Annotated in this window: 20 protein-coding genes and 1 other annotated feature; all 20 genes read right to left on the minus strand. The window is 46.3% G+C overall.

The annotated features are described in order from the left end of the window. Positions 1-33: 33 nt before the first annotated feature. Complete coding sequence (locus AB1K83_RS01630) at positions 34-1,275, minus strand: CaiB/BaiF CoA transferase family protein (RefSeq protein ID WP_413056402.1); 1,242 nt, start codon at positions 1,273-1,275, stop codon at positions 34-36. A 23-nt stretch (positions 1,276-1,298) separates the two neighbouring features. Continuing rightward, complete coding sequence (locus AB1K83_RS01635) at positions 1,299-2,930, minus strand: ABC transporter substrate-binding protein (protein ID WP_413056403.1); 1,632 nt, start codon at positions 2,928-2,930, stop codon at positions 1,299-1,301. A 214-nt stretch (positions 2,931-3,144) separates the two neighbouring features. Continuing rightward, positions 3,145-3,474: a thioredoxin family protein gene (locus AB1K83_RS01640; protein ID WP_413056404.1), complete on the minus strand. Its 330-nt coding sequence runs from the start codon at positions 3,472-3,474 to the stop codon at positions 3,145-3,147. An 11-nt stretch (positions 3,475-3,485) separates the two neighbouring features. Beyond that, positions 3,486-4,472, minus strand: coding sequence for an amidohydrolase family protein (locus AB1K83_RS01645; RefSeq protein ID WP_413056405.1), 987 nt, complete (start codon positions 4,470-4,472; stop codon positions 3,486-3,488). A 49-nt stretch (positions 4,473-4,521) separates the two neighbouring features. Next, complete coding sequence (locus tag AB1K83_RS01650) at positions 4,522-5,895, minus strand: phenylacetate--CoA ligase family protein (RefSeq protein ID WP_413056406.1); 1,374 nt, start codon at positions 5,893-5,895, stop codon at positions 4,522-4,524. Positions 5,896-6,090: 195 nt separating this feature from the next. Further along, positions 6,091-6,717, minus strand: coding sequence for an orotate phosphoribosyltransferase (gene pyrE, locus AB1K83_RS01655; RefSeq protein ID WP_413056407.1), 627 nt, complete (start codon positions 6,715-6,717; stop codon positions 6,091-6,093). 3 nt (positions 6,718-6,720) lie between these two features. Then, entirely contained in the window at positions 6,721-7,431 is a 711-nt protein-coding gene (gene pyrF, locus AB1K83_RS01660) for an orotidine-5'-phosphate decarboxylase (protein ID WP_413056408.1), read from the minus strand. Beyond that, entirely contained in the window at positions 7,428-8,342 is a 915-nt protein-coding gene (locus AB1K83_RS01665) for a dihydroorotate dehydrogenase (protein ID WP_413056409.1), read from the minus strand. The genes pyrF and AB1K83_RS01665 overlap by 4 nt, the downstream gene beginning before the upstream one ends. After that, entirely contained in the window at positions 8,339-9,115 is a 777-nt protein-coding gene (locus AB1K83_RS01670; RefSeq protein WP_413056410.1) for a dihydroorotate dehydrogenase electron transfer subunit, read from the minus strand. The genes AB1K83_RS01665 and AB1K83_RS01670 overlap by 4 nt, the downstream gene beginning before the upstream one ends. After that, positions 9,112-12,309, minus strand: a complete 3,198-nt coding sequence (gene carB, locus AB1K83_RS01675; RefSeq protein ID WP_413056411.1) for a carbamoyl-phosphate synthase large subunit — start codon at positions 12,307-12,309, stop codon at positions 9,112-9,114. The genes AB1K83_RS01670 and carB overlap by 4 nt, the downstream gene beginning before the upstream one ends. Beyond that, the gene (locus AB1K83_RS01680; protein WP_413056603.1) at positions 12,302-13,402 is read right to left on the minus strand and encodes a carbamoyl phosphate synthase small subunit; all 1,101 of its coding nucleotides are present in this window, start codon (positions 13,400-13,402) and stop codon (positions 12,302-12,304) included. The genes carB and AB1K83_RS01680 overlap by 8 nt, the downstream gene beginning before the upstream one ends. Continuing rightward, positions 13,402-14,679, minus strand: coding sequence for a dihydroorotase (locus AB1K83_RS01685; protein ID WP_413056412.1), 1,278 nt, complete (start codon positions 14,677-14,679; stop codon positions 13,402-13,404). Before AB1K83_RS01685 ends, AB1K83_RS01680 begins: the two co-directional genes overlap by 1 nt. 1 nt (position 14,680) lies before the next feature. Next, positions 14,681-15,559: an aspartate carbamoyltransferase catalytic subunit gene (locus tag AB1K83_RS01690; RefSeq protein WP_413056413.1), complete on the minus strand. Its 879-nt coding sequence runs from the start codon at positions 15,557-15,559 to the stop codon at positions 14,681-14,683. Between the two features lie 154 nt (positions 15,560-15,713). Next, positions 15,714-17,000 (minus strand): uracil-xanthine permease family protein, encoded by a 1,287-nt coding sequence (locus tag AB1K83_RS01695; RefSeq protein ID WP_413056414.1) that lies wholly within the window; start codon positions 16,998-17,000, stop codon positions 15,714-15,716. 27 nt (positions 17,001-17,027) lie between these two features. Continuing rightward, the gene (pyrR, locus tag AB1K83_RS01700; protein ID WP_413056415.1) at positions 17,028-17,570 is read right to left on the minus strand and encodes a bifunctional pyr operon transcriptional regulator/uracil phosphoribosyltransferase PyrR; all 543 of its coding nucleotides are present in this window, start codon (positions 17,568-17,570) and stop codon (positions 17,028-17,030) included. Between the two features lie 250 nt (positions 17,571-17,820). Beyond that, positions 17,821-18,735 carry an RluA family pseudouridine synthase gene (locus AB1K83_RS01705; RefSeq protein ID WP_413056416.1) on the minus strand — a complete coding sequence of 305 codons (915 nt, stop codon included), beginning with the start codon at positions 18,733-18,735 and terminating at the stop codon, positions 17,821-17,823. Next, positions 18,736-19,218 (minus strand): signal peptidase II, encoded by a 483-nt coding sequence (gene lspA, locus AB1K83_RS01710; RefSeq protein ID WP_413056417.1) that lies wholly within the window; start codon positions 19,216-19,218, stop codon positions 18,736-18,738. 263 nt (positions 19,219-19,481) lie between these two features. Continuing rightward, positions 19,482-22,244, minus strand: a complete 2,763-nt coding sequence (gene ileS / locus AB1K83_RS01715) for an isoleucine--tRNA ligase (RefSeq protein WP_413056418.1) — start codon at positions 22,242-22,244, stop codon at positions 19,482-19,484. A gap of 56 nt (positions 22,245-22,300) precedes the next feature. Further along, positions 22,301-22,520: a binding site (T-box leader), on the minus strand. Between the two features lie 187 nt (positions 22,521-22,707). Next, a complete protein-coding gene (locus tag AB1K83_RS01720) occupies positions 22,708-23,217 on the minus strand; it encodes a DivIVA domain-containing protein (RefSeq protein ID WP_413056419.1) in 510 nt (169 codons plus the stop codon). A 91-nt stretch (positions 23,218-23,308) separates the two neighbouring features. After that, positions 23,309-24,085 carry an RNA-binding protein gene (locus AB1K83_RS01725; protein ID WP_413056604.1) on the minus strand — a complete coding sequence of 259 codons (777 nt, stop codon included), beginning with the start codon at positions 24,083-24,085 and terminating at the stop codon, positions 23,309-23,311. Between the last annotated feature and the right edge of the window lie 27 nt (positions 24,086-24,112).

A 24,112-nucleotide genomic window follows, 5' to 3' on the forward strand; every position in this document is an offset into this window, starting at 1 on the left:
CTACCCTATGGCTGTCCACGTGTACCATCCTCTCTATATGTTATTCGCAATCATTCTTTCAAAGATAATTCCATCTGACTTCAAACGATCAATTTCGCTTTCCTCTAGACCGAGCATGGAACGAAGAATTGAATCAGTATGTTCTCCTAGTTGTGGCTCAATCGGTCTATCGCCATTCTGTAAGCCAATATCCTTATCGAAGAACTTTATTGGCAAATTTGGGAGTTTAACCTTACCTAATTTCGGATGCTCAACATCTACAACCATGTTTCTATTTATTAAATGTTGATCTTCTATTAAGTCTTTTACATTTTTGACTTCACCGGCAGGAACATGCAGCCCCTCTAAAAAGGTCAATACTTCACTTGCCGTTCTATCTCTTGCCCAATCTGCAAAAATTTTGTTTAAGTAGTCCAAGTCTGTTTCTCTTTTTCGCATTGCTTCTATATCCTCGCCTTTGTATGTTTCCACGAGATCTTCTCGTCCGATTCCAGCATACACTTTTGAAAATCTGTCTCCCCCGGACGCACATACGATAATCCATTTATCATCCCTTGTTTGAAATGCGTCCCATGGAGCTCCGAGGGGATCTTTATTACCGCGGGCAGACAGAGCTTCCCCGGTCATACTTGTTCTAATAACAGACTCTTCCAGAACTGAGAACACACTATCCATCATACTGACTTCTAAACGTTGACCGATCCCCGTGTTATTCCTTTGAATGATTGCACTCAAAATACCAACCGTTAGATAGACCCCGGATAATGCGTCTGCAACAGCCGGTCCCGTTTTTAATGGTTGACCACCTTCCAACCCATTTTGACTCATGAGTCCCCCCATGGCTTGCGCGATTCCATCAATGCTTGGTAGATGTGAATATGGGCCATCGCTGCCAAATCCATTTAAGGACGCAAAAATGATTTTAGGATTGACCTTCTTAACAACGTCATATCCTAAACCAAGTTTGTCCATCGTTCCAGATACGAAATTTTCAACAACTATGTCAACTTGTTTTGCTAAATCCAAAAAGATCTGTTTTCCTTCATCACTTTTTAAGTTTAAAGAGATAGACTTTTTCCCTCTATTCAGCATGTAAAAGTATCCGCTTACATTTTTGTCGAATGGAGGTAAAGACCTCGATCGGTCTCCCGATCCAGGCCTTTCTACTTTAATGACCTCGGCTCCCAAGTCTTGAAGCATCAAGGTTGAAAAAGGGGCTGAAAATACCCAACTAAGATCAAGTATTCTAATACCGTCTAAAGGCTTTGTCGTCATATCAGATTCTCCTTCTAGTAATTCTATTGTTCGATTGTAACTTCAGCCATATTTTCAGCACCTGTCGGGTGTGGGAAATAGCCTTTTACGTATGATCCAGTCACCACAGCTTCACTTACTTCCACTAAAGGAACAGACGGAGCATCTTTAAAAACCAATTCTTGTACCTTTTTATAAATTTTTGTACGTTCTTCTTGATCAATGACACTCTTGGCCTGCATCAATAAATCGCTCACTTCGTCATTCATATAGAATGTATGATTTTGTGCAGAACCTTTCACCGCATTATTCTTACTAAACAAAGAGTATAGAAAATTATCAGGATCTCCATTATCACCAACCCATCCGATCAAGCCGATAGAATGGTCTCCATTTCTGATTTGTTCGAGATATGTGGGCCATTCTAAAGTGACAACTTTTACATTTATTCCAATCTTTTCGAAACTGGCTTTCATAGCTTCCACCATTTTGGTCGGTTGCTGCATATAAATACGTGAATTGGAAGTTACGGAAAATTCAAGGTCAAATCCATCTGGATAACCGGCTTCTTCCAATAGAGCTTTTGCTTTATCCAAATCATAATCGTACCCTTCAATATCATCATTATAAGCCCAACTAGCAGATGGTAAGACATTCTTTACCGGTTCAGCCAGGCCATAGAAGTAGGCATCGGCAATTCCTTTTTTGTCTACCGCATGACTAATTGCCTGACGGACTTTTGGATTATCCAAAGGTGCCTTTAAATTATTAATGGAAAGATAACCAACATTTAATGGGGGACGGAGAAGCACTCTTAAGTTGCTGTCCGATTCAACAGAACTCAAATCAGATGGGTTTAAACTGACCATAATATCCAGTTCACCATTCTTCAAGGCCGTTAATCGGGCAGAATTGTCAGGAATGACTTTGTAAATAATCTTGTCCAATTTAGGTAGATCTGCTATCCAATACTCTTCATTTTTAACTACCGTAATAGAGTCATTTGGATTCCAAGATACAAACTTAAATGGGCCCGTCCCGACAGGATTGACGTTGATTTCTTCTCCATATTTCACTAATGCTTCCGGACTGATTATACCAAAAGCATGCATTCCCAAATTGGATAGAAATGTTGCTTGGGGTTCAGCTAATGTAAATTCTACAGTATGTTCATCAATTGCTTTAATCTCCTCAATCGAGCTACCTTCCCCTTTAAAACCGTTGAACATACCACGATACACTGAAAAAGATGCACCATGTCGATTCGGATTTTCTTTGTCCATCATTCGTTCAAAGTTAAAAACAACTGCATCCGCATTAAAGTCAGTCCCGTCGTGAAACTTAACACCTTCTTGGAGCGTAAAGGTCCATGTCCTTCCGTCTTCCGATACATGCCACTCTTTGGCTAACTTCGGAACGATATTGGTCGTTTCTTTTTCGTACTCTACCAGTGTTTCATATATATTTTTTGTGACCAACCACGTTTCAATTTCATTTGAGTCTTGGGGATCCAATGTATAACTATCCGCCCCTCTACCAAAGACCAAAGTTGTTTCCTTCCCTGCTGAATTTTTCTTATCATCGGTCCCGGTTGTTGAAGCTTCCTCATTACTGCAGGCAATAAGTAAAAATAAGATTGATAACAAAAGAGCCAGAAATTTTAATGTATGTCTCATTATTTCCCCTCCATTATTCATTCTTTATATACTCAAAGAAATGTGGATTAAATACCAAGCCACTACTTTTATTGCCAAAAAATCGTTGAAGGGCAACACTATCCTGCCGTTTGGCAAAGGCGCTTGGCCCTGAGATAAAGTCATTGCCCACGGAAATATCCTTCCGTTTCAACGATTTTCTTACTTGTTTTCCTTATTAGATAATTAGAGTCTATTAGATTTTCGCTTTGGCCCCCTCAAGAAACCTTTCAATCTCTTCCTTCGTCCTTCCCTCATTACCGATCATTTCAGCGATCGTTTTACCTTCCCGATAGGCAACGAAACTTGGAATGCCCATCACATTGGCCGCTTCACATACTTCTTTTTGTGTGTCTGGATTCACTTTATAAAATTCAAAGTCGCTTTGATTTTTATCCACAATTTCATCTATAAAGGTATCGATGAACCGGCAATCTGAACACCAATCTGCTGAGAAAAAAAGGACAGTTGCTTTCTTATTTCCGATTAACTCCGAGTATTGTTCTTTACTAGTGATATTTTCCATTATTATTCCTCCTAGATAGTTTTTGTGGTTAAGCTAAATTCCTTTGTTTCCATGCCTAGTTTGAAAAGTCTATTGGCGTTCTTCCAATAAAACTTTTCCCTTACAGCTTCTTTTAATGGCCATTGCTCGACTTCTTCAATATATTCCTGGATTGGAATACCTAGTGTCAGCCAATCTGATCCAAATACGATTTGGTCTTGGATTAAGCTATTGGCATAGTGTAAGAACATATCCCAACCGGTATTGGGTTCCGCGATATAACGTGGACGGAATGCAGAAGTATCTACATGCAGGTTTTTATATTTCAATAGCATTGCAATCATATCCGGGATCCACGGCCATCCTCCATGCCCCGCAATGATCTTCAGATTTTTAAAATCCATGAGAGGCGCCTCCAAATTAGAAGGGTGGTCTATAAAAACTGAGGTTTCTCTATAATAGTTGATCGAAGTATGGATCCAAATAGGAATATCCAATTCTTCACATAGCGCGTACAACGGATAATACCTTCGGTCGTCGGCTTTTAATCCATGTTCATAAGGAGGGATTACAACCGCTTTGTATCCTTGTTCAGTCAAAGCTTTCCGAACTACTTTTAAGCTTTCAGTTCCTTTATATGGATTAAAACCGGCATAAGCAATAAACCGATCCGGATGTTTTTTTATTATTTCTGCAATGTAATCGTGATCGACCGGTGGCTCTGAACCCTCCCTCCCATAATCCATATTATGAATCGCATGATACGCTACATTGGCATCGCTAAGCATCTGTAAAAATTTATCCATCGAATAATCCGTTTCCAGCTTGGAGTAGACTTCCTGCATGACGACTTCAGCGGGTTGGGCTTCCACCTTTTTTAAAAACTCTTCCTTCGACCAACCCGCCAATCTTGCCCAACGTTCTCCGAACAACTTTCTATACTCTTCATTTTTCGGATTAATTTCTGAAGATGCCTCAAATTGGAACTCTGGTAAGGTATTAGAACAGTCGACTATCAATATTCTTTCCTCCTTTTGTGATTATGGTGCTTTTAATAACTAGTAAATCTTAATAGTTCTTTTCGAAGATAGGTGTTTTTGTAAGCGCTTTCTCTAGAGTGCCTGGTTCACACCAAATGATTTCAGGCGTTACCCTTAATTCGGAATGAAGAGTTTGTTTAATTCTTTTTTCTAAATCCGCCAATTTTGCGTCATCTCCTTTTCCTCCATGCTCTAGCTTGATTAAAAGAGGCGGTACAACTCGAGGTGGTGGATTATTTAAAACGATTCTTAATTCACCTGTTATTTCCGGAATGAAATTTGATATTACTCTTTTAATAGCGGACGGATAGACATTCGCTCCTTTAATAATGAGCATGTCATCTGAACGCCCAATAAATTTAATCCTTCTCCCTTTGAACCCACATCCGGGACATTCTTTTGTAAAGACTTGGACGATGTCTCCAGATGAATAACGGATTCTAGGCAATGCTTGTAAATTAAATTCAGTAGTGATCAATTCACCAATGACACCATCATAGATTTCAATAGGTTGCTTAGTTTCCGGGTCAATTAAATCGTTAGGGAAGAGACTTAAATCTGGCGCAACACAGTGAATGCCATGATATTCATCCGAATCACAGGAGAAGCCTAATTCTCCTAAATAGTCATAGATACGGCAACCGTACGCATCCTCTATTTTTTTCTTGATCTTCGGAACACCTACACCAATTTCTCCTACTGTAAAAATTGCCTTCAAACCGAGATCGCCTACATTCATTCCGATTAGTTCGGGAGCTTTCTCAATTAAGTGCTCTGCTAAAGAAGGGGTCATCATGGCTGATGATGGTCTTGTCATTTCTGCATATTTCAATATCATCTTGCTTCCGGCCCTTACATCTACATCAATTGGTAAAACACCTTGCGATCGGATTCCCCATAATATAGATGAGGTTGCATATATCCCTAAAGCATGACTAAATAGTAAACGCTCACCCGCGTGGATCCCGCCATATTCCAACATATGGGCGATGTAGCGATTCAAAAATTGAATGTCTGCCTCTGTAAACGTGTAAGTGAATGTCGGATTTCCGGAAGTTCCACTCGTCGTTCCTGTGAACACGATTTCGTCGGGTGAGCTGCATAGATGCGTTCCGAATGGATGACCGTAATGATCCATGGATTCTTGTTGAATTTCTCTTTCGATTGTTTTATTCAGGAATATAGGTAGCCTGAAATAATCGTCAAATGTACGAATATCCTCCGGCCGCATTCCAATTTCGTCAAATTTCTTCCGATAAAAAATTGAATTTCGATAGGCATATTTAAGTTGTTTTTGTAAAAGAACCAGCTGATGGTCTTTTATCTCCTCTTCCGACATTTGATTGAAAATGGGATTGGTATATTGAACCATTTTCGCCGTCCTCACTTTTGTAATCACCATGTACACCCTCCGTTATCCCGAAAGTATTTCCCGGTTTTTTATTTGAATATTTAATTAAAACTAATAATAGGTTATATTCTGAAAGATGTAAAATTAGGTTTTTCAATAAGCATATAACTATCTCTTATACCTTCTCTGAACAAATAAAAAGCCATTCCGTCCAGTTATTCACCGGACGAAATGGCTTACTCTATTTTACAATAATCCCTGTTTCAATTTCCCATGCCACTCCAGCAATTCTCCAATCGAACCCTCACTGATGGCACCATTTTCCGACGCAGCTTCTGTTAACGCGCCGAAATCTGTCAAGCTATTATACGTTAATCCTGCAGTTGCAAATGCTTCATCCGCCTTCTGCAGTTCGTACGTGAAAATTGATACGATTCCCGTCACTTCAATACCTTCTGAACGCAGGGCTTCGGCTGCATTCAAGCTGCTGCCCCCAGTGGAGATCAAATCTTCAATGATGATCGCTTTGTCCGTGTCCGCGATTTTCCCTTCGATTTGTCGGCTGCGGCCATGGCCTTTTGCCTTCGAACGGATATAGACCATAGGCAATCCTAAAATATCGGCGACCCAAGCGGCATGCGGGATACCGGCTGTCGCCGTCCCGGCGATGACTGTCGTTTCCGGGTAGTGTTCACGCACGAGGTTGGCAAGGCCTTCTGCAATTTTTTTCCGGCCAACCGGATCAGACATCGTCAACCGATTATCACAATAGATGGGGGACTTGATTCCCGAAGCCCACGTAAATGGATCGTCCGGACTTAATGCAACTGCTCCGACGTTCAATAAAATTTTCGCTATTTCTTTCTTGTCCATATGTCAATCCGTCCCTTTCCATAAAGCATTGACGCGTTCATAAGCCGCACGCGGATCGGTTGCACCCGTAATGGCCCGTCCGACGACGATATGCGTCGAGCCTGACTTTCTTGCTTCGTCCGGTGTTGCAATTCGTTTCTGATCATGCTGTCCACCATCGGCCATCCGAATACCCGGTGTCACCTTGTAAAATGAGTTGCCACAAACATCCGCAATGGCCGCCGCTTCATGGACCGAGCAAACGACGCCCTCCAATCCGGACTCTTTCGTCAACTGAGCATAGTGAAGTACTGAATCTTGAAGCGGTACCTGAATCAGTTGCTCTTCCCGCACTTGGCGTTCATCGGTTGACGTCAGCTGTGTAACCGCAATGAGCGATGGGCGTTTCAATCCTGCCGGTGTTCCTTTATCAAGCCCTTCCAGAGCGGCCTCCATCATCCGCTTCCCGCCGGCCGCATGAACGTTGACAAGATCGACTCCCATCCCCGCGAGCACGGCCATCGCCGACATAACAGTGTTTGGGATGTCATGCAGTTTTAAGTCGAGGAACACATCATAGCCCGCTTCCTTTAATATAGCCACGATCGGGGGACCTTCTTTGTAATAAAGCTCCATGCCCACTTTTACATTGAGATTTCCCTCAAAGCTTTTTAAGAACTCAAAAGTCTTTTCGGCGGAATCAAAATCAAGGGCGATGATCGGGGATGTTTTCATAGACGGTGACTCCTTCCCACGAGTTCCGAAATATGGTCAACGCCAAGTTCATCCAGCTTCGCAGGCAATTGATCGATGATTTCCGGACAGACGAACGGATTGACAAAGTTGGCTGTGCCAACTGCTACGGCGCTTGCGCCAGCCGATAGGAAATCAATGACATCATCTACTTCCGCCACGCCGCCCATGCCGATGATCGGAATGTTGACGACCTGGCTCACTTCGTACACCATCCGGATGGCGACCGGTTTCACCGCTGGACCGGAAAGTCCTCCCGTCAAGTTCGCGATGATCGGTCGGCCTGTCTTCTGATCCAACCGCATGCCGACGAGGGTGTTGATCATTGTGATAGCATCGGCTCCGCCTGCTTCCACTGCCAGCGCAATTTCCTTGACATCTGTAACATTCGGAGACAGTTTTACATAAACCGGAACTTCGGATACTTCTTTCACCGCAGCCGTCAGATCGTGAGCCTGTTGCGGATCCGTACCGAATGTGATGCCACCGCATTTCACATTCGGACAAGAAATATTCAACTCAAGCGCTTTGACATTCGGCGCGGTTGAAATGGTTTTCGCCACTTCAACGTAGTCCGCCGTTTCCGTTCCTGCCACATTGGCAATGATCGGCACATCGAACTGTTCCAACCACGGCAGTTCATTTTCCATGACCCCGTGCAAACCCGGGTTTTGCAAACCGATGGCATTCAGCATGCCGGCTGCTGTTTCCGCAACGCGAGGAGTCGGGTTTCCGAATCTCGTTTCCAATGTCGTCGCTTTGATCATAATCGCGCCAAGCAATGACAGGTCATATAGTTGGCCATACTCTTTTCCGAATCCAAAGCAACCGGAAGCCGGCATGATCGGATTTTTCAACTGCACGCCTGGCAGCTCCACTGATAATCTGTTCATATCGCCACCACCCCTGCCGGGAAGACTGGACCGTCCGAGCATACTTTGATGTATGCTTTGTCGGTCTCTTCCGTCGTTTGACATACGCATGCAAAACACGCACCGATTCCGCAACCCATCCTTTGTTCGAAGGATAGGAACCCTTTTTTGCCGGCATACATTTTCTGAACCGCATCCAACATCGGCATCGGCCCGCAACTGTAGTACGTCGCAAAGTCCGTTGGAAGCCCGGTCATGACATTCGTTACAAAACCTTGCGTTCCTCTCGTGCCGTCCACTGTGACAATATGCGTATCACCGAGCGCTTTGAATTCTTCTTCATAAAATACGACATCGGCAGTTTGGAATCCGAGCACATGGACGCATGTCACGCCTTTTGCTGTCAATTGCTTCGATAATTCGTATAGCGGCGGCACTCCGATCCCTCCGCCGATCAAGATTGCCGTTTCTCCCGCAGCTGTTTCATCCACAGAAAAACCGTTGCCGAGCGGACCGAGTACATCGACCTCATCTCCTTCACGTTTCTGTGATAGCAATGAAGTCCCTCTTCCTTCAGCACGGTATATGAGTGTCATTTCCCCCGCATCGCGGTCAATGGAAGCGATGGAAATCGGTCGCCGCAGCAACGGTTCGAATGAATCCGCTACACGGACATGGACAAACTGGCCGGGGGAAGTAATTTCCCCGACCAATTTTCCTGATAGTTTTAATTCAAAAATAGCTTGTGCCAATTGCCGCTGGCTTGTAACTGCCATCCGATCTTGAATGATCATACCGACACCTCCTGCTTCGGCATTTCCTCCATTTGAAACGTCATCGATTCAATTACTTGAAGTGTCGCATCAGCAGTATCCAAGGAAGTGAAGCATGGAACGCCGTTTTCCACCGCTTCTCGGCGGATCCGGAATCCATCACGTTCCGGCTGCTTCCCTTTTGTCAACGTATTGATGATGAACTGCGCTTCTCCTTTTTGGATGACATCGAGCAAATCCGGACCTTCTGAACCGATTTTCTCGACAGTTTCTACTTTAATACCGGCTTCTTTCAATGCTTTAGCTGTACCTTCCGTCGCTAAAATATGGTAGCCGATATTTCGGAATCGTTTTGCTAGGCTGATCGTTTCTTCTTTATCCTTATCCGCGACTGTCATTAATACCGAACCATGGCCTTTGATTTCCATGCCTGCCGCGACCAGTCCTTTATACAATGCTTTTTCAAGCGTCGTGTCTTTCCCCATGACTTCCCCGGTCGATTTCATCTCAGGTCCGAGTGTAATATCGACTCGGCGCAGTTTCGCGAAAGAGAAGACAGGTACTTTCACATATACGCCTTCAGGTGCAGGAGCCAAGCCGTTCTCGTAGCCTTGATCCGCAATGGATTCACCCAGGATGGCTTTTGTTGCCACATTGGCCATCGGGATATTAGTGATTTTACTCAAGAATGGCACTGTCCGGCTGGAACGCGGGTTCACTTCGATGACATACACTTCGCCTTCCGAAATGACGTACTGGATATTGAGTAATCCGATGATATTCAATCCACGAGCCAATCGAGTTGTGTAGTCCACCAATGTTTCCGCTTGACGCTCCGTCAAGTTTTGCGGAGGGAATACGGCGATGGAGTCTCCCGAGTGGACGCCTGCCCGTTCAATATGCTCCATGATGCCCGGGATGACGACATTCTTGCCATCACTGATCGCATCGACTTCGATCTCAGTACCTGTCAAGTAACGGTCAATTAATACAGGATGTTCCGGGCTGGCATCTACCGCATGCTCCATATAGTGTAGCAGTTCCTCTTCACGATAGACGATTTCCATCGCACGGCCGCCAAGTACATAAGATGGACGAACAAGAACCGGGTAGCCGATTTTATTGGCAATTATGACTGCTTCCGGTACCGAAACAGCTGTTTTTCCAAGTGGTTGCGGAATGCCGATTTCATGCAGGGCACGCTCAAATTTATCGCGGTTTTCCGCACGGTCGATGTCTTCTAAAGAAGTTCCCAAGATTTTCACGCCGCGTGCTTCCAAACCGGCTGCCAAATTGATGGCCGTTTGACCACCGAATTGGACGATGACACCTTCGGGCTGCTCCAAGTCGATGATGTGCATGACATCTTCAATCGTCAACGGTTCAAAGTATAATTTATCGGATATTGAGAAGTCCGTTGATACAGTCTCCGGATTATTGTTGATGATAATCGCTTCGTAACCCGCTTGTTGAATCGCCCATACCGAGTGCACCGTTGCATAGTCGAACTCGACACCTTGCCCAATGCGGATCGGACCGGAACCGAGAACAAGGACACTCTTCTTCTCAGATTGGATGGATTCGTTCTCCTCTTCATATGTTCCGTAGAAGTAAGGTGTATCAGATTCAAATTCCCCAGCGCACGTATCGACTTTTTTATAGACAGGGACGATGCCTTGCTCTTTGCGGAAGTCGTAAACCGACCGCTCATCCGTATTCCATAATTCAGCGATTGTAACATCTGCGAAGCCCATTCGTTTCGCCTTATACAAAGTAGCTTTATCGAATGGATTTTCGTTCAATATCGTCTCATATTTGACGATATTCTCCAGTTTCCGTAGGAAGAACAAGTCAATCATGCTCCAGTCATGAAGCGTTTCGACCGTTACCCCTCTGCGCAGCGCTTCTCCGATAAAGAACAGACGCTCGTCGCCTGCACGACGGATCCGTTGCTCGATCCATTCATCCGTCATTTCGGCGCCATTTTTCAATGACAGCCCGAATTGGCCTGTTTCCAGGGAGCGGACTGCTTTTAGGATGGATTCTTCGAACGTGCGGCCGATCGCCATGACTTCCCCGGTCGCTTTCATTTGCGTACCAAGATTCCGTTTTGCCGATTCGAATTTATCAAATGGCCAGCGAGGAATTTTCGTTACGATATAGTCGAGTGTCGGCTCGAAACATGCGTACGTTGTGCCCGTCACCGGATTCATCATCTCATCGAGTGTCAAGCCAACCGCGATTTTCGCCGCTAGCTTAGCAATCGGATAACCGGTCGCTTTTGAAGCAAGGGCAGAGGAACGGCTCACTCGCGGATTCACTTCGATAATATAGTAATCGAAGCTATGCGGGTCTAGTGCCAGCTGGACGTTACAGCCGCCTTCGATTTTCAACGCACGGATGATTTTCAAAGATACATTCCGTAACATTTGATTTTCTCGGTCGGTCAATGTTTGACATGGAGCCGCGACGATGGAATCTCCTGTATGAATACCAACGGCGTCCACGTTTTCCATATTACAGACGACAATGGCATTATCCGCGGAGTCGCGCATTACTTCATATTCAATTTCCTTGAAGCCGGCAATCGATTTTTCGAGTAGACATTGCGTAACCGGGCTATATTTCAACCCGCTTGCGACAATTTCCTCCAGATCGTCGTCGTTATAGCAAATTCCGCCGCCTGTTCCGCCAAGCGTGAAGGCAGGGCGGACGATGACCGGATAACCGATTCTCGCCACAAATGCGCGGGCTTCATCGATGTTGTGGATAATATCACTTTCAGGAACAGGTTCACCTAATTCATTCATCAACGTACGGAAAAGGTCGCGGTCTTCGGCTTGATGGATCGCGTCTAGTTTTGTACCTAGGATTTCAACATCCAATTCATCCAAGATTCCTGATTCATGCAGTTCAATCGCCATATTCAGGCCAGTCTGACCGCCGAGTGTCGGCAATAGAGCGTCCGGACGCTCTTTACGGATGATGCGGCTGACAAACTCCAGTGAAATTGGTTCGATATATACTTTATCCGCAATTTCCGTGTCGGTCATGATCGTAGCCGGGTTCGAGTTGATCAGGATGACACGGTAGCCCTCCTCTTTTAATGAAAGGCAGGCTTGCGTTCCGGCATAGTCGAATTCTGCTGCTTGGCCGATGACGATCGGACCGGACCCGATGACGAGAATTGTTTCAATATCTTGACGTTTAGGCATTGGTATGCTCCTTCCCGTTGCTTGATTTTATGAAATCGGTAAATCTTTCGAACAAATGAATTGAGTCTTCCGGACCTGGTGATGCTTCCGGATGGAACTGAACGGTGAACGCTTTGTATTGATCATTTTTCAACCCTTCAATAGAGCCATCATTCAGTGCGATATGCGTCACTTCCAGACCTGTCCCTGTAAGCGATGCTTCATCCACCGCATAGCCATGACATTGGGACGTCAATTCGGTACGGCCGGTAGCCAGCTCTTTGACCGGGTGATTGCCGCCATTGTGGCCATTTTTCAACTTCATCGTTTTAGCTCCGCAAGCCAGAGCGAACAGTTGATGTCCCAAACCGATACCGAAAATAGGAGCTTTTCCAAGCAATTCCTTGATAATATCAACCGCACCTGCAACGTCCTCCGGGTTACCAGGGCCGTTGGAAAGGACGATGCCATCCGGGCTAAGAGCCATTATTTCTTTGGACGATGTATTGTAAGGGACTACGACAACATCGCAGTCTTTGTTATTCAATTCACGCAGAATACCGTGTTTCATGCCATAGTCGATTAGGACGACCCGTTTGCCGCGTCCCGGGCTCGGATAAGACTTTTTCGTGGACACTTGTGCGACGAGGTCGGTCGGTAACGTGTATGCCTTCACTTCCGCAAGTTTTTCCTCGACATTCGGTTCTTCCCCCGCCGCTGTCAAGATTCCTTTTAATGTTCCCTTTTCACGAAGGAGGCGAGTTAATTTGCGCGTATCGATTCCTTGAATTCCCGGAATCCCTTTGATGGATAGTAGTTCATTCAACGTCATGCTGCTTCGGAAGTTGGAAGGCTCCTCCGCTAGCTCCCGTACGACAAGTCCGTTAATGGCCAAATCAATCGATTCATAGTCATCGCGATTTATGCCATAATTACCGATCAATGGATACGTCATGACAACAATCTGTCCGCATGCAGATGGGTTGGAGATCACTTCCTGGTATCCTGTCATACCTGTGGAGAAAGTTGTTTCCCCGATGGAAGCTTCCTCGGAACCAAAGGCAAACCCTTCAAAAATGGAGCCATCTTCTAAAATGAGTAATCGTTTTTTCATCATTGAACATCCTCCCAGACGACTTTTCCGCCATAAATCGTTTTAACCGGCCAACCAGTACATTTTTGGCCATCGAACGGTGTATTTTTTCCTTTGGATAGGAACGTAGTACGGTCAATTTCCTGTACTTTTTCCAAATCAATCAAAACCAGGTCTGCTTGGGCGCCGACTTCCAGCTTTCCGTAAGGCAGTCCGAACACTTCAGCTGGTTTTGCTGTCATCCAATTAATCAGTTGCTGCAGCGTCCATTTTCCTTCCTTAACAAAGTTTGTATAAAGAAGTGGGAATGCCGTTTCAAAACCGGTGATGCCGAAAGGCGCTTTTTCCATGCCGACACTTTTTTCTTCCGCCGTATGCGGAGCATGATCAGTCGCAATGCAATCGATCGTCCCATCTAGCAAGCCTTCGCGCAATGCTAGCAAATCCTCTTTTCCACGAAGGGGCGGATTCATTTTCCAGTCTGCGTCATCTCCTGGGATATCATCTTCACATAAGAGCAAATGGTGCGGACTCACTTCCGCCGTTACATGGATCCCCGCTTTTTTGGCATCGCGGATTGTCCGAACGGATTCTTTTGTACTGACATGGCAGACGTGATAGTGGGCTCCTGCCGCCTCGGCAAGTAGGATGTCACGAGCGATATGTACGGATTCCGCAATGGATGGAATGCCTGGAAGACCCAGTTCCTTATTACGCTTCCCTTCGTGCATTGCCCCACCGTAAATCAGTGTATTGTCTTCACAATGGGCCACAATTGCCATTCCGATTTTAGCTGCGTCCTGCATTGCTTCGTACATCATGCCTGCCTGTTGGACACCTACTCCATCATCTGTGAAGGCGAACGCGCCGTGTTCTTTTAATTCGGCCAAATTAGTCCGTTCTTTCCCTGCTTCTCGAATCGTAATGGAGGCGTACGGCAATACCCGAATCAAAGCATTTTTGGCAATCAACTCATTGACGAGTTCCAAATTTTCTTTTGTGTCCGGTACCGGGCGGGTATTCGGCATGGAGCAAACCGTCGTGTATCCGCCTTTGGCAGCTGCCAATGTCCCGCTCGCAATCGTTTCTTTATGTTCACCGCCCGGCTCCCGCAAATGGACGTGCACATCGATGAATCCCGGAGAGAGGAACAGGCCGTTACCTGCAATGATTTCGGCGTCTCCAGTTTGCAGGTCCGCACCGATCTCGGAAATTTTAGTACCTTTAATCCTTACGTCTGCATTTTGAAGTTGTCCTTCTTCATTTAAGATTCGGACTCCTTGGATTATTTTTTCCATATTAATTCCTCCCTTTCAAGATGGCTTCCAATACGGCCATTCGGACATAAACACCATTTTCAATTTGTTTAAAAATACGGGATTTCGGACTTTCAATGAGACTCTCCGCTATTTCAACACCTCGGTTTACCGGACCAGGGTGCATGATAATGGCTCTATCCTTCATCTGTTTCGACCGCTCTACCGTCAGGCCGTATTGTTCATGGTAGCTGGACTCCGTGAATACATCATGGGACTCATGTCTTTCATGTTGGACGCGGAGAAGCATGACGACATCGCTCGTTTCCAGCACTTCATCCCAATTATCCACGCTATCAAACTCTCCCGCCCATTCGGCTGGGCAAAGGAACCTTACATTCGCACCCAATTTAGTTAAGGAATCCGCATTTGAACGTGCTACACGGCTATGTGCTATATCCCCTGCAATCAGGATGTTCAATCCTTTAAACGTCCCGAACTCTTCCCAAATCGTAAACAGATCTAATAGGGATTGTGTCGGGTGTTGGCCGGAACCGTCTCCGGCATTGATGATTGAAACGGAAGTCCGACCGACAAGTTCTTTATAAAAACCGTTATATGGATGCCGGATAACAAGCGCGTCCATACCAATTGCTTCTAATGTTTTCACAGTATCGTACAACGTTTCCCCTTTCAGGGTGCTTGAAAAGCTGGATTCAAAAGGCAAGATATCCAGGCCCAGTTTCCTTTCAGCCATTTCAAAACTCATCTTTGTCCTCGTGCTTGGCTCAAAAAACAAATTGGCTACTTGGAATTTCCCAGGAAATTCTCGGCCTCCATACTTTTTAAATATCTCCGCACGTTCGAGGAGGGCCATGATTCCCTCTTCAGATAGTTGCTTCATTGAAACTAGATGTTCCATGTGGATACCTCCTATTTTTGAAACCATACACGATGAAAAAGAGCCTTCCCATTTGATGGAAAGGCTCGTGATAGCATGACTGAAGATCCTTCCTATAGGAAGATCAGCCGACGAACCTTTCCATTTCTCACTGGATAATGTTAAAAGGTATTAGTTATTCAGTTTCATCCGCTAAGCTTTCATCCGTCCTACCTGGTAGGACGAGATTCAAGAATACACCGACGATGGCGGCAAGCGCCATGCCTCCGATTTGGAAGGTTTCACTCAATTGGATGGTCGCACCGCCGACTCCGATGACCAAAATGACAGAAGCGATGACCAAATTGCGTTGATTGCCGAAGTCGACTTTATGATCGACAAGCATGCGCAAACCGGATGCTGCAATAATTCCAAAGAGAAGGATGGAGATCCCTCCTAACACCGCTGCCGGTATCGTCTGGATGACCGCCATCATTTTACCAATGAAGGAAAAGATGATGGCAAACACGGCCGCACCGATAATGACATACACACTGTATACCCGGGTGATGGCCATGACGCCGATGTTTTCTCCGTACGTCGTCTTTGGCGGCCCGCCCATTAGGCCACTGACCAGCGTCCCAAGACCATCCCCTAATATCGAACGGTTCAGGCCCGGATCTTTAATGAAATCCTTTTCGACAACACGGCCGAGCACTAGCTGATGGCCGATATGTTCTGAAATGGTGACAATCGAGATGGGCACCATGATAAGCAACAATGTAGGCGTGATGACAAATTCATAGTCCACACCCGGAATCAAGAATTGCGGGACTTCCAACCAGGCAGCTTGGCGAACCGGTTCCCAATCCAGGATGCCGATAAAACCGGAGTAGATATATCCGATGACGATACCGATCAGCACCGGCATCAGACTAATAACCCCCCGGAAGAACATGAGGCAGATGATGGCCGACGCCAGCGTGACCATTGCAGCTGAAAAGTGCAATAGGTTATAGACACTTTCTCCATTTACTTGAACCGTGCTGGCCATATTGACAGCGACCGGCGCCACTCCGAGTCCGATTACCATGATGACCGGGCCGACAACGACCGGCGGCAGCAATTTCATGATCCAGCCCGAACCGGTTGTCCATATGAGAAGGGAGACGATCGCGTAGACTAGCGATACGAACATGCTTCCGATCATCGCGCTGCCAATGCCTCCCGTTTCAGTCGCTGCCAGGATCGGCGCGATGAAAGCGAACGACGATCCGAGATATGCCGGCACTTTGAAGCCTGTCACTAAGACAAAGATGATGGTCGCAATCCCACTCGTCAAAAGTGCGATAGCGGGACTGAGCCCAACGAGTTTCGGTACTAAAATAGTCGCTCCGAACATGGCGAACATATGCTGTAGACTTAGCGCCAACCATTTATCGGCTGCCGGTTTTTGATGCACATCCAGAACTTTTCCATTCATATTTATAATTTCCTCCGCGACGATTTTTTATTTTTCATGAATAGTGACGCTGTCCAGGTTGTCCGCTTCACGTAAACTGACAACGACCCGTTCGTCGCTGGACGTCGGTATGTTTTTCCCAACAAAATCCGGGCGGATCGGCAGCTCCCGATGCCCCCGGTCGACTAGCACAGCTAGTTGGATGGCGGCTGGCCTTCCCCGGTCCATCACCGCATCCATCGCAGCGCGTACTGTCCTGCCTGTGTAAAGCACGTCATCGACAAGCACGACTTTCTTGTCTGTGACATCATGCTGAATGTCCACCTCTTGTACAAGCGGTTCATTCGTTCCATGTTTTAACATGAGATCGTCGCGATACAATGTGATATCGAGCTCTCCCGTTAAAATCGAATTTCCTTCAATTTGTTCGATTTTCTTTGCAAGCCGTTCCGCAAGAAACGCCCCTCTTGTTTTTATTCCGACGAGTATGCAATCATCAATGCCGCGGTTGCGTTCGATAATTTCATGGGCAATGCGCGTGATCGCCCGATTGATGGCCTGCTCATCTAATATATTTGCTTTTTCCGTCATGGCCCTGCCCTCCGTTTTTAAATCAACTACGAAAAACCCTCCTGCCTTCATAGGCGGGAGGGTATACGTGCAGAAAAAACGGTACAATGAAACTGTGCGCAACAGTTCACCTGTACACTTCCGTGCAACCTTCCCAGCCTCTCTGGACTGTCTTTAAAGGTATCGCTATTCAATTGCTTGGTTCAGTATACCCCGCCCCTGAAACATTGTCAACAGAATCTGCACGGCATAGATTTTCTAAGGTGTTCACTCAAACTTTACCTTCCCTCAACTCATCAAGAAGCTGCTGGAAGTCTTCAGGCAAGGGGGTCGTGAACTCGAGATATTCCTCAGTGGAAGGATGAATGAAGCCCAGCGTGCCCGCATGAAGGACTTGCCCTCCAAAATCAATCGTTTTCTTCGGGCCATATTTCGGATCGCCGACGAGCGGATAGCCGATATATTTCATATGAACCCGGATTTGATGGGTTCTTCCAGTTTCCAATCGGCATTCGACGAGTGTATAATCGCCGAAGCGTTCCAGCACTTTGAAATGGGTGACGGCATGTTTGCCTTTATCCACAATGGCCATGCTTTGCCGGTCCCGTTGATCACGGCCGATTGGAGCATCAATCGTCCCATTATCATGCGCGATATGGCCATGAACTAGCGCTGTGTATACCCGAGTCACGGTTTTTTCCACTAATTGATTTACAAGGGAGACATGCGCCTGATCGTTCTTTGCCACCATGAGCAAACCGGATGTATCTTTATCAATACGGTGGACAATTCCGGGGCGAAGTACGCCATTAATGCCGGATAAATCGGTGCAATGGTACATCAACCCGTTTACAACCGTCCCGTTCATATGGCCGGGAGCCGGGTGAACGACCATGCCCCGGGGTTTATTGACGACCAGGACATCCTGATCCTCATACACGATGTCCAAATTTAAATCTTCTGCAATAACATCCAGCACTTCCGGTTCCGGCTCATCCACCATAACGATCTCGCCCGGACTCACTTTGTAATTTGGCTTCACCGGCTTATCTCCTACCAAGACGAGTCCGTTCTTCAGCCATTGCTGAATTTGCGTTCTGGACCATTCAGGCTGAAGATCACTCAGTGCCTTGTCGATCCGGGCCCCTTTCTGCTCCGCCGTAATTTCAATTTCAATTTTTCCCATTCAGGACACCTTTTCCTTTTTCTTATTCTTCATTTCATCCATGAAAAGATGGAACATGATCAGAACCACACCTACCGTCAACGCAGCATCCGCCACATTGAATATTGGAAAGTCGTAATTGATGACGGGTATCAACACATCCACGAAATCGACGACTTCCTTTCGCCAAAGTCGGTCGATGAAGTTCCCAATGGCTCCGCCCAATAAAAGCATCAAGCTTAGTTTAAATAATGGATACCCTTTCGCTTCTTTATGAAAAAAATAAATGATTCCGGCAATGACGATGACCGTCACAATATAGAATAACCACATTTGACCTTCAAGCATTCCCCAAGCTGCTCCCCGGTTCCGATGGGAGAGTAGCCCCAAATAAGGCTCCGCGATACCGATCCGTTCGCCAAGCTTCATGTTTTGCACGACAAGCCATTTCGTCCATTGATCCAAGACGATCACGAATGCCGCCACTCCGTAAAATATGAGCAATCCCACAACCTCCGTCCGACAGTATCGATTTTATTTTACCATAAGAGCGACAGGTACGCTTTCCTAGGCTTTGTAGATTCTTCACTTTTTACTACTGCTGTAACCGGTCGAGTTTATTCTCCCGATACCGCTCCTAATTTCAGTGGGTCGCTCATATTTCTCCACAAGCGCTCATAACCTAAAGTTTCTGCACACAATCCCCTGCAAAAAGAAAAAACCGCCCGCGCCTAATCCGGCTACTCGGGCAGCTTTCTCCTATTGCATTATGCGTAATATTTATTCACTACATCAGCGCAACGTGAACATAATTCCGGGTGGGTTTCAACCGATCCGACTGTCTCGGAAATCGTCCAGCACCGATCACATTTTTCTCCGTCCGCTTTCTCGACAAGCACACTGACGGTATCCAGTTTCAACGTCTCTTCCGGCATTTGATCGATTGCACCTTCCGCAAATTGGGAGACAATGAAGAATTGGGCAAAGTCAATATCCTCTGCAGCGAATACCCCTTGCAAGTTTTCAGGAAGTGCCACAGTCACTTTCGCTTCGAGAGATTTTCCGATTACTTTTGCATTCCGCGCTTCTTCCAATGCTTTCAATACGTCGTCGCGGACTAACATCAGTGTGGAGAACCGTTCGCGCAGCTGCTTCGCCTCTTCGCCAACGTCTTGCGCTTCTGGCATATCCGTCAGCTGGACGCTTTCCTCGCTGACATGCTCTAGGTAGGCCCACATTTCATCTGTTGTATGCGGCAAGATCGGCGTTAGCAATTTCAGCAACGCTAAGAGAGATTCATTCATCACCGTCTGCATTGCACGGCGGTGCGGATGATCCACGCCCTCGATATAGACGACGTCTTTGGCGATATCGAGATAGAACGAGCTAAGCTCGCCCGTACAGAAGTTGTTCACCGCATGGTACACACCCGCAAATTCATAATGATCATACGCTTCACGAACCTCTTTAATCAAATCTTGCAGGCGGATATAGACGTATTGATCGACAGGACGTAAATCTTCGAAAGCGACCGTATCCGTTGTCGGATTGAAATCCGACGTATTCCCATGAAGGAAGCGGAGCGTATTCCGGATCTTCCGGTACACTTCCGATACTTGTTTGAAGTTGGAGTCAGACACCCGAACATCGGCCGTATAGTCAACGGAGGAAACCCAAAGACGTAAAATATCTGCACCTAGCTGATTCATCACTTTAGCCGGCACAATGACGTTTCCAAGTGATTTACTCATCTTCCGTCCTTCGCCATCCAGAGTGAAGCCATGGCTCAACAAGCCTTTATAAGGAGCGTGCCCATTAATGGCAACACTTGTTGTAAGGGAAGAGTTGAACCAACCGCGATATTGGTCGGATCCTTCGAGATACAGATCAGCCGGATAGACAAGATCGTCCCGCTCGTCGAGTACTCCTTGATGGGTAGAGCCTGAATCAAACCAGACGTCCATAATGTCCGTCTCTTTCGTAAACTTGCCATTCGGGCTTCCTTCATGCGTAAACCCTTCCGGCAATAGATCTTTGGCATCGCGCTCAAACCAAATATTCGATCCATGTTCACGGAACAAATTGGAGACATGTTCGATGGTTTCATCCGTAAGGATTGCCTCCCCATTTTCCGCGTAAAATACAGGGATCGGAACACCCCATACCCGTTGACGCGAAATACACCAGTCTCCACGGTCACGGACCATGTTATATAGGCGTGTTTCACCCCAAGAAGGCGTGAACTTCGTATTGCGGATCGCCTCCAGCAATTCATCCCGGAACGACTCAATAGAAGCGAACCATTGAGCAGTCGCGCGGAAGATGACCGGTTTTTTCGTGCGCCAGTCATGCGGATACGAGTGTGTGATAAAGGATAGATGATGAAGGGCGCCCGCTTTTTCAAGCGCTTCTGTAACGGCTTTATTTGCATCTTCGTAAAACAGCCCTTCAAAGCCAGGTGCTTCGGATGTCATGACGCCACGATCATCGATTGGCGATAGTGCATCGATTCCATATGCTTTGGATACATAGAAGTCATCTTCCCCGTGTCCCGGTGCCGTATGGACACAACCAGTCCCCGCTTCGGCTGTGACGTGCTCTCCAAGCATAACGAGTGAATCCCGATCATAAATCGGATGCTTCGCTACAATGCGATCCAACTCAGATCCTTTCAGCTCGCGCTCCACTGAATAGTCTTCCCAACCGATCTCTTTCGCGACGAATTCAAGCAATTCTTTGGCAATCAAGAACTTCTGCTCTTGCACTTTGACGATGACATATTGGAATTCCGGGTGGACGGAGATGCCGAGGTTTGCTGGAATCGTCCATGGCGTCGTCGTCCAAATCATGAACTGCACATCGGAATCAAGGACGCCTAAGCCGTCCTTCACCGGGAAGCTGACGTAAATGGATGGAGATTTCTTATCCTGATATTCAATTTCCGCCTCTGCCAAAGCCGATTCACTTGATGGAGACCAGTAGACCGGTTTCAGTCCTTTATAGATATAGCCTTTCTTCGCCATGTCGCCGAACACTTGAATTTGACGTGCTTCAAATGCAGGCTTCAAAGTGATGTACGGATTCTCCCAATCGCCCCGCACTCCGATCCGTTTGAATTGGTTGCGCTGGTTATCGATTTGGCTGTACGCATAGTCTTCACACATTTTACGGAATTCAGCAACGGAATGCTCTTTGCGTTTGACTCCTTTATTGACGAGCGCCTGCTCGATCGGCAACCCGTGTGTATCCCACCCCGGTACGTACGGCGCGTGGTAGCCGGTCATCGACTTATGACGAACGATCATATCTTTTAACACTTTGTTAAGTGCATGTCCCATATGCAGATCGCCGTTTGCATATGGTGGTCCATCGTGCAACACGAAAAACGGCCGGCCCTTTGTACGCTCCTGCACTTTTTTGTAGATATCCATCTCTTCCCATTTTTCCTGCATTTTCGGCTCATTGTTCGGCAAGTTCCCCCGCATCGGGAATTCCGTTTTCGGCATGAGCAATGTATCTTTGTAATCCATTTCATTTCCTCCTTGATTTCTTTGGGCGAATGAAAATAAAAAAACCCCGCCCCCAAAAAAGGGACGAGGCTCTATTCTCGCGTTACCACCCTACTTGCAGCAATATAAAATTGCGGCCACTCAGACACCATAACGGGGTGTATCCGGGATCGCGTACTATCGTTCCGCCATCCAGCTCAAGAGTGATTTTCATTTCCAATTCGTTGACCAGGCTTTCACCGCCCCTGGCTCGCTATGCAGAAATTTGGAAAGTACTTTCTCTTTCAACGCTTGTTGTGAATATATGCACAATTATATGGTTGGAAACCGTTTCGGTCAAGTATCAATTACGCCTCGGCGTAATTGTGTCCGGATTTTTTCGAGCTTGCTCGAAAACTTCCCCTAAAAAATCCGTGACATCCGCCGGAGGCTTCATCTGAATGCAGCGCAGCGGGTGTTTGTACAACCGCCGCATTCAGATGAATCAGTTTTCCTGATCTGCCGCAACCTCTAGTCGCTCTGTTTCCATTTCATACACGAGGAGTTGGTCCCAATCATCCATGTTAATCAAATCTAGTTGAGCTTCAATCAGCATTTTGAAACGATTCCGGAACACTTTGGATTGCTTTTTTAAATCCTCGATTTCCACCGAAATCTTACGGGCACGGGTTAGGGCTTCGTTGATGATCCGATCCGCGTTTTTCTCGGCCTCTTTGACAATCAGTTTCGATTCCTTCATCGAGTTTCGGCGAACGTCTTCCGCCGCTTCCTGCGCAATTAAAATCGACTTCTGCAGCGTCTCCTCAATCGTGTTGAAATGGGAAATCTGCTCCTGTGACTGCTTCAATTTCTCTTTTAATTGCTTGTTTTCTTCCAGGATATTCTCATAATCCTTGACCAATTGTTCCAGAAACTCATTTACCTCGTCTTCGTCATATCCACGAAAACCGCGGCCAAATTCTTTATTATGTATATCAAGCGGTGTAAGCGCCATCCAAGCATCTCCCCTTCACTGTATTCGCTTTTACCATTATACATGGTAGACCGGCCGGAAAACAGCAGCATTTCGCCCTATTATCAGAAAACTACTCTAACTTTCCGATCACCAACCGAAGTTTGTCTTTTCTCGTCCTGCCCTCAATCGCCATCACTTTAAATCGGCCGCCCCCCCTAATTGATAATATGTCCGATTCCTGCAATTCAAAAGAAGGCTGATCACGAACGGTCCAATTCACTTTCACCCGTTCCCCGTGAATAAGTGATGCCGCTTTTTGGCGAGATGCTTTCATCAAGGCTGCTACGATGACATCCAACCGGAGGGAGCTGACTGTATGGGACGATTCCTTCCATGTTTCGTTCGTCATTATCCAGTTTTCTGCTGCTTGTACTTCTTCCAGAGTCACCTTTGCTTTTCCGATCGATGTCAGGTTAACCGTGACATAATCCTTTATTTCACGAGCTACTGAAAACTGGACATCTTCATCGGATAACCGGATATCGCCGAATTTGGAACGGTCGATTCCGACGGATAGCAAGGAACCCAATATGTCGCGATGCTCCAAAGTTAGAAACTTCGCAGCATAGACCACCTTGAAGACGGTTACTTGGAAATCTTCCGACTCAGGTACAAAATAGTCAGGATAGAGCAGAATTCGTTGTCGTTCCGCATTTTGAAAGGCCCCATAAGAACTGACCAATATCCCGACACTCCTGGCCAACGATTCCACAATAAACTGCTGCCTCGGGTCCAGGAAACCGGTCAATTTAGGACTATACGTGTTTTCCACTTCACGGACCCAGCCCGTTGCCATCTCGATAAAAGGCTGTTCATCTTTTCTGAAATGCTGCCAAATCGTGTCCATCATCTGGTTTCGGCTCCTTAAAGAAAA

Source organism: Sporosarcina sp. 179-K 3D1 HS, from assembly GCF_047228905.1.
Classification (GTDB): domain Bacteria; phylum Bacillota; class Bacilli; order Bacillales_A; family Planococcaceae; genus Sporosarcina.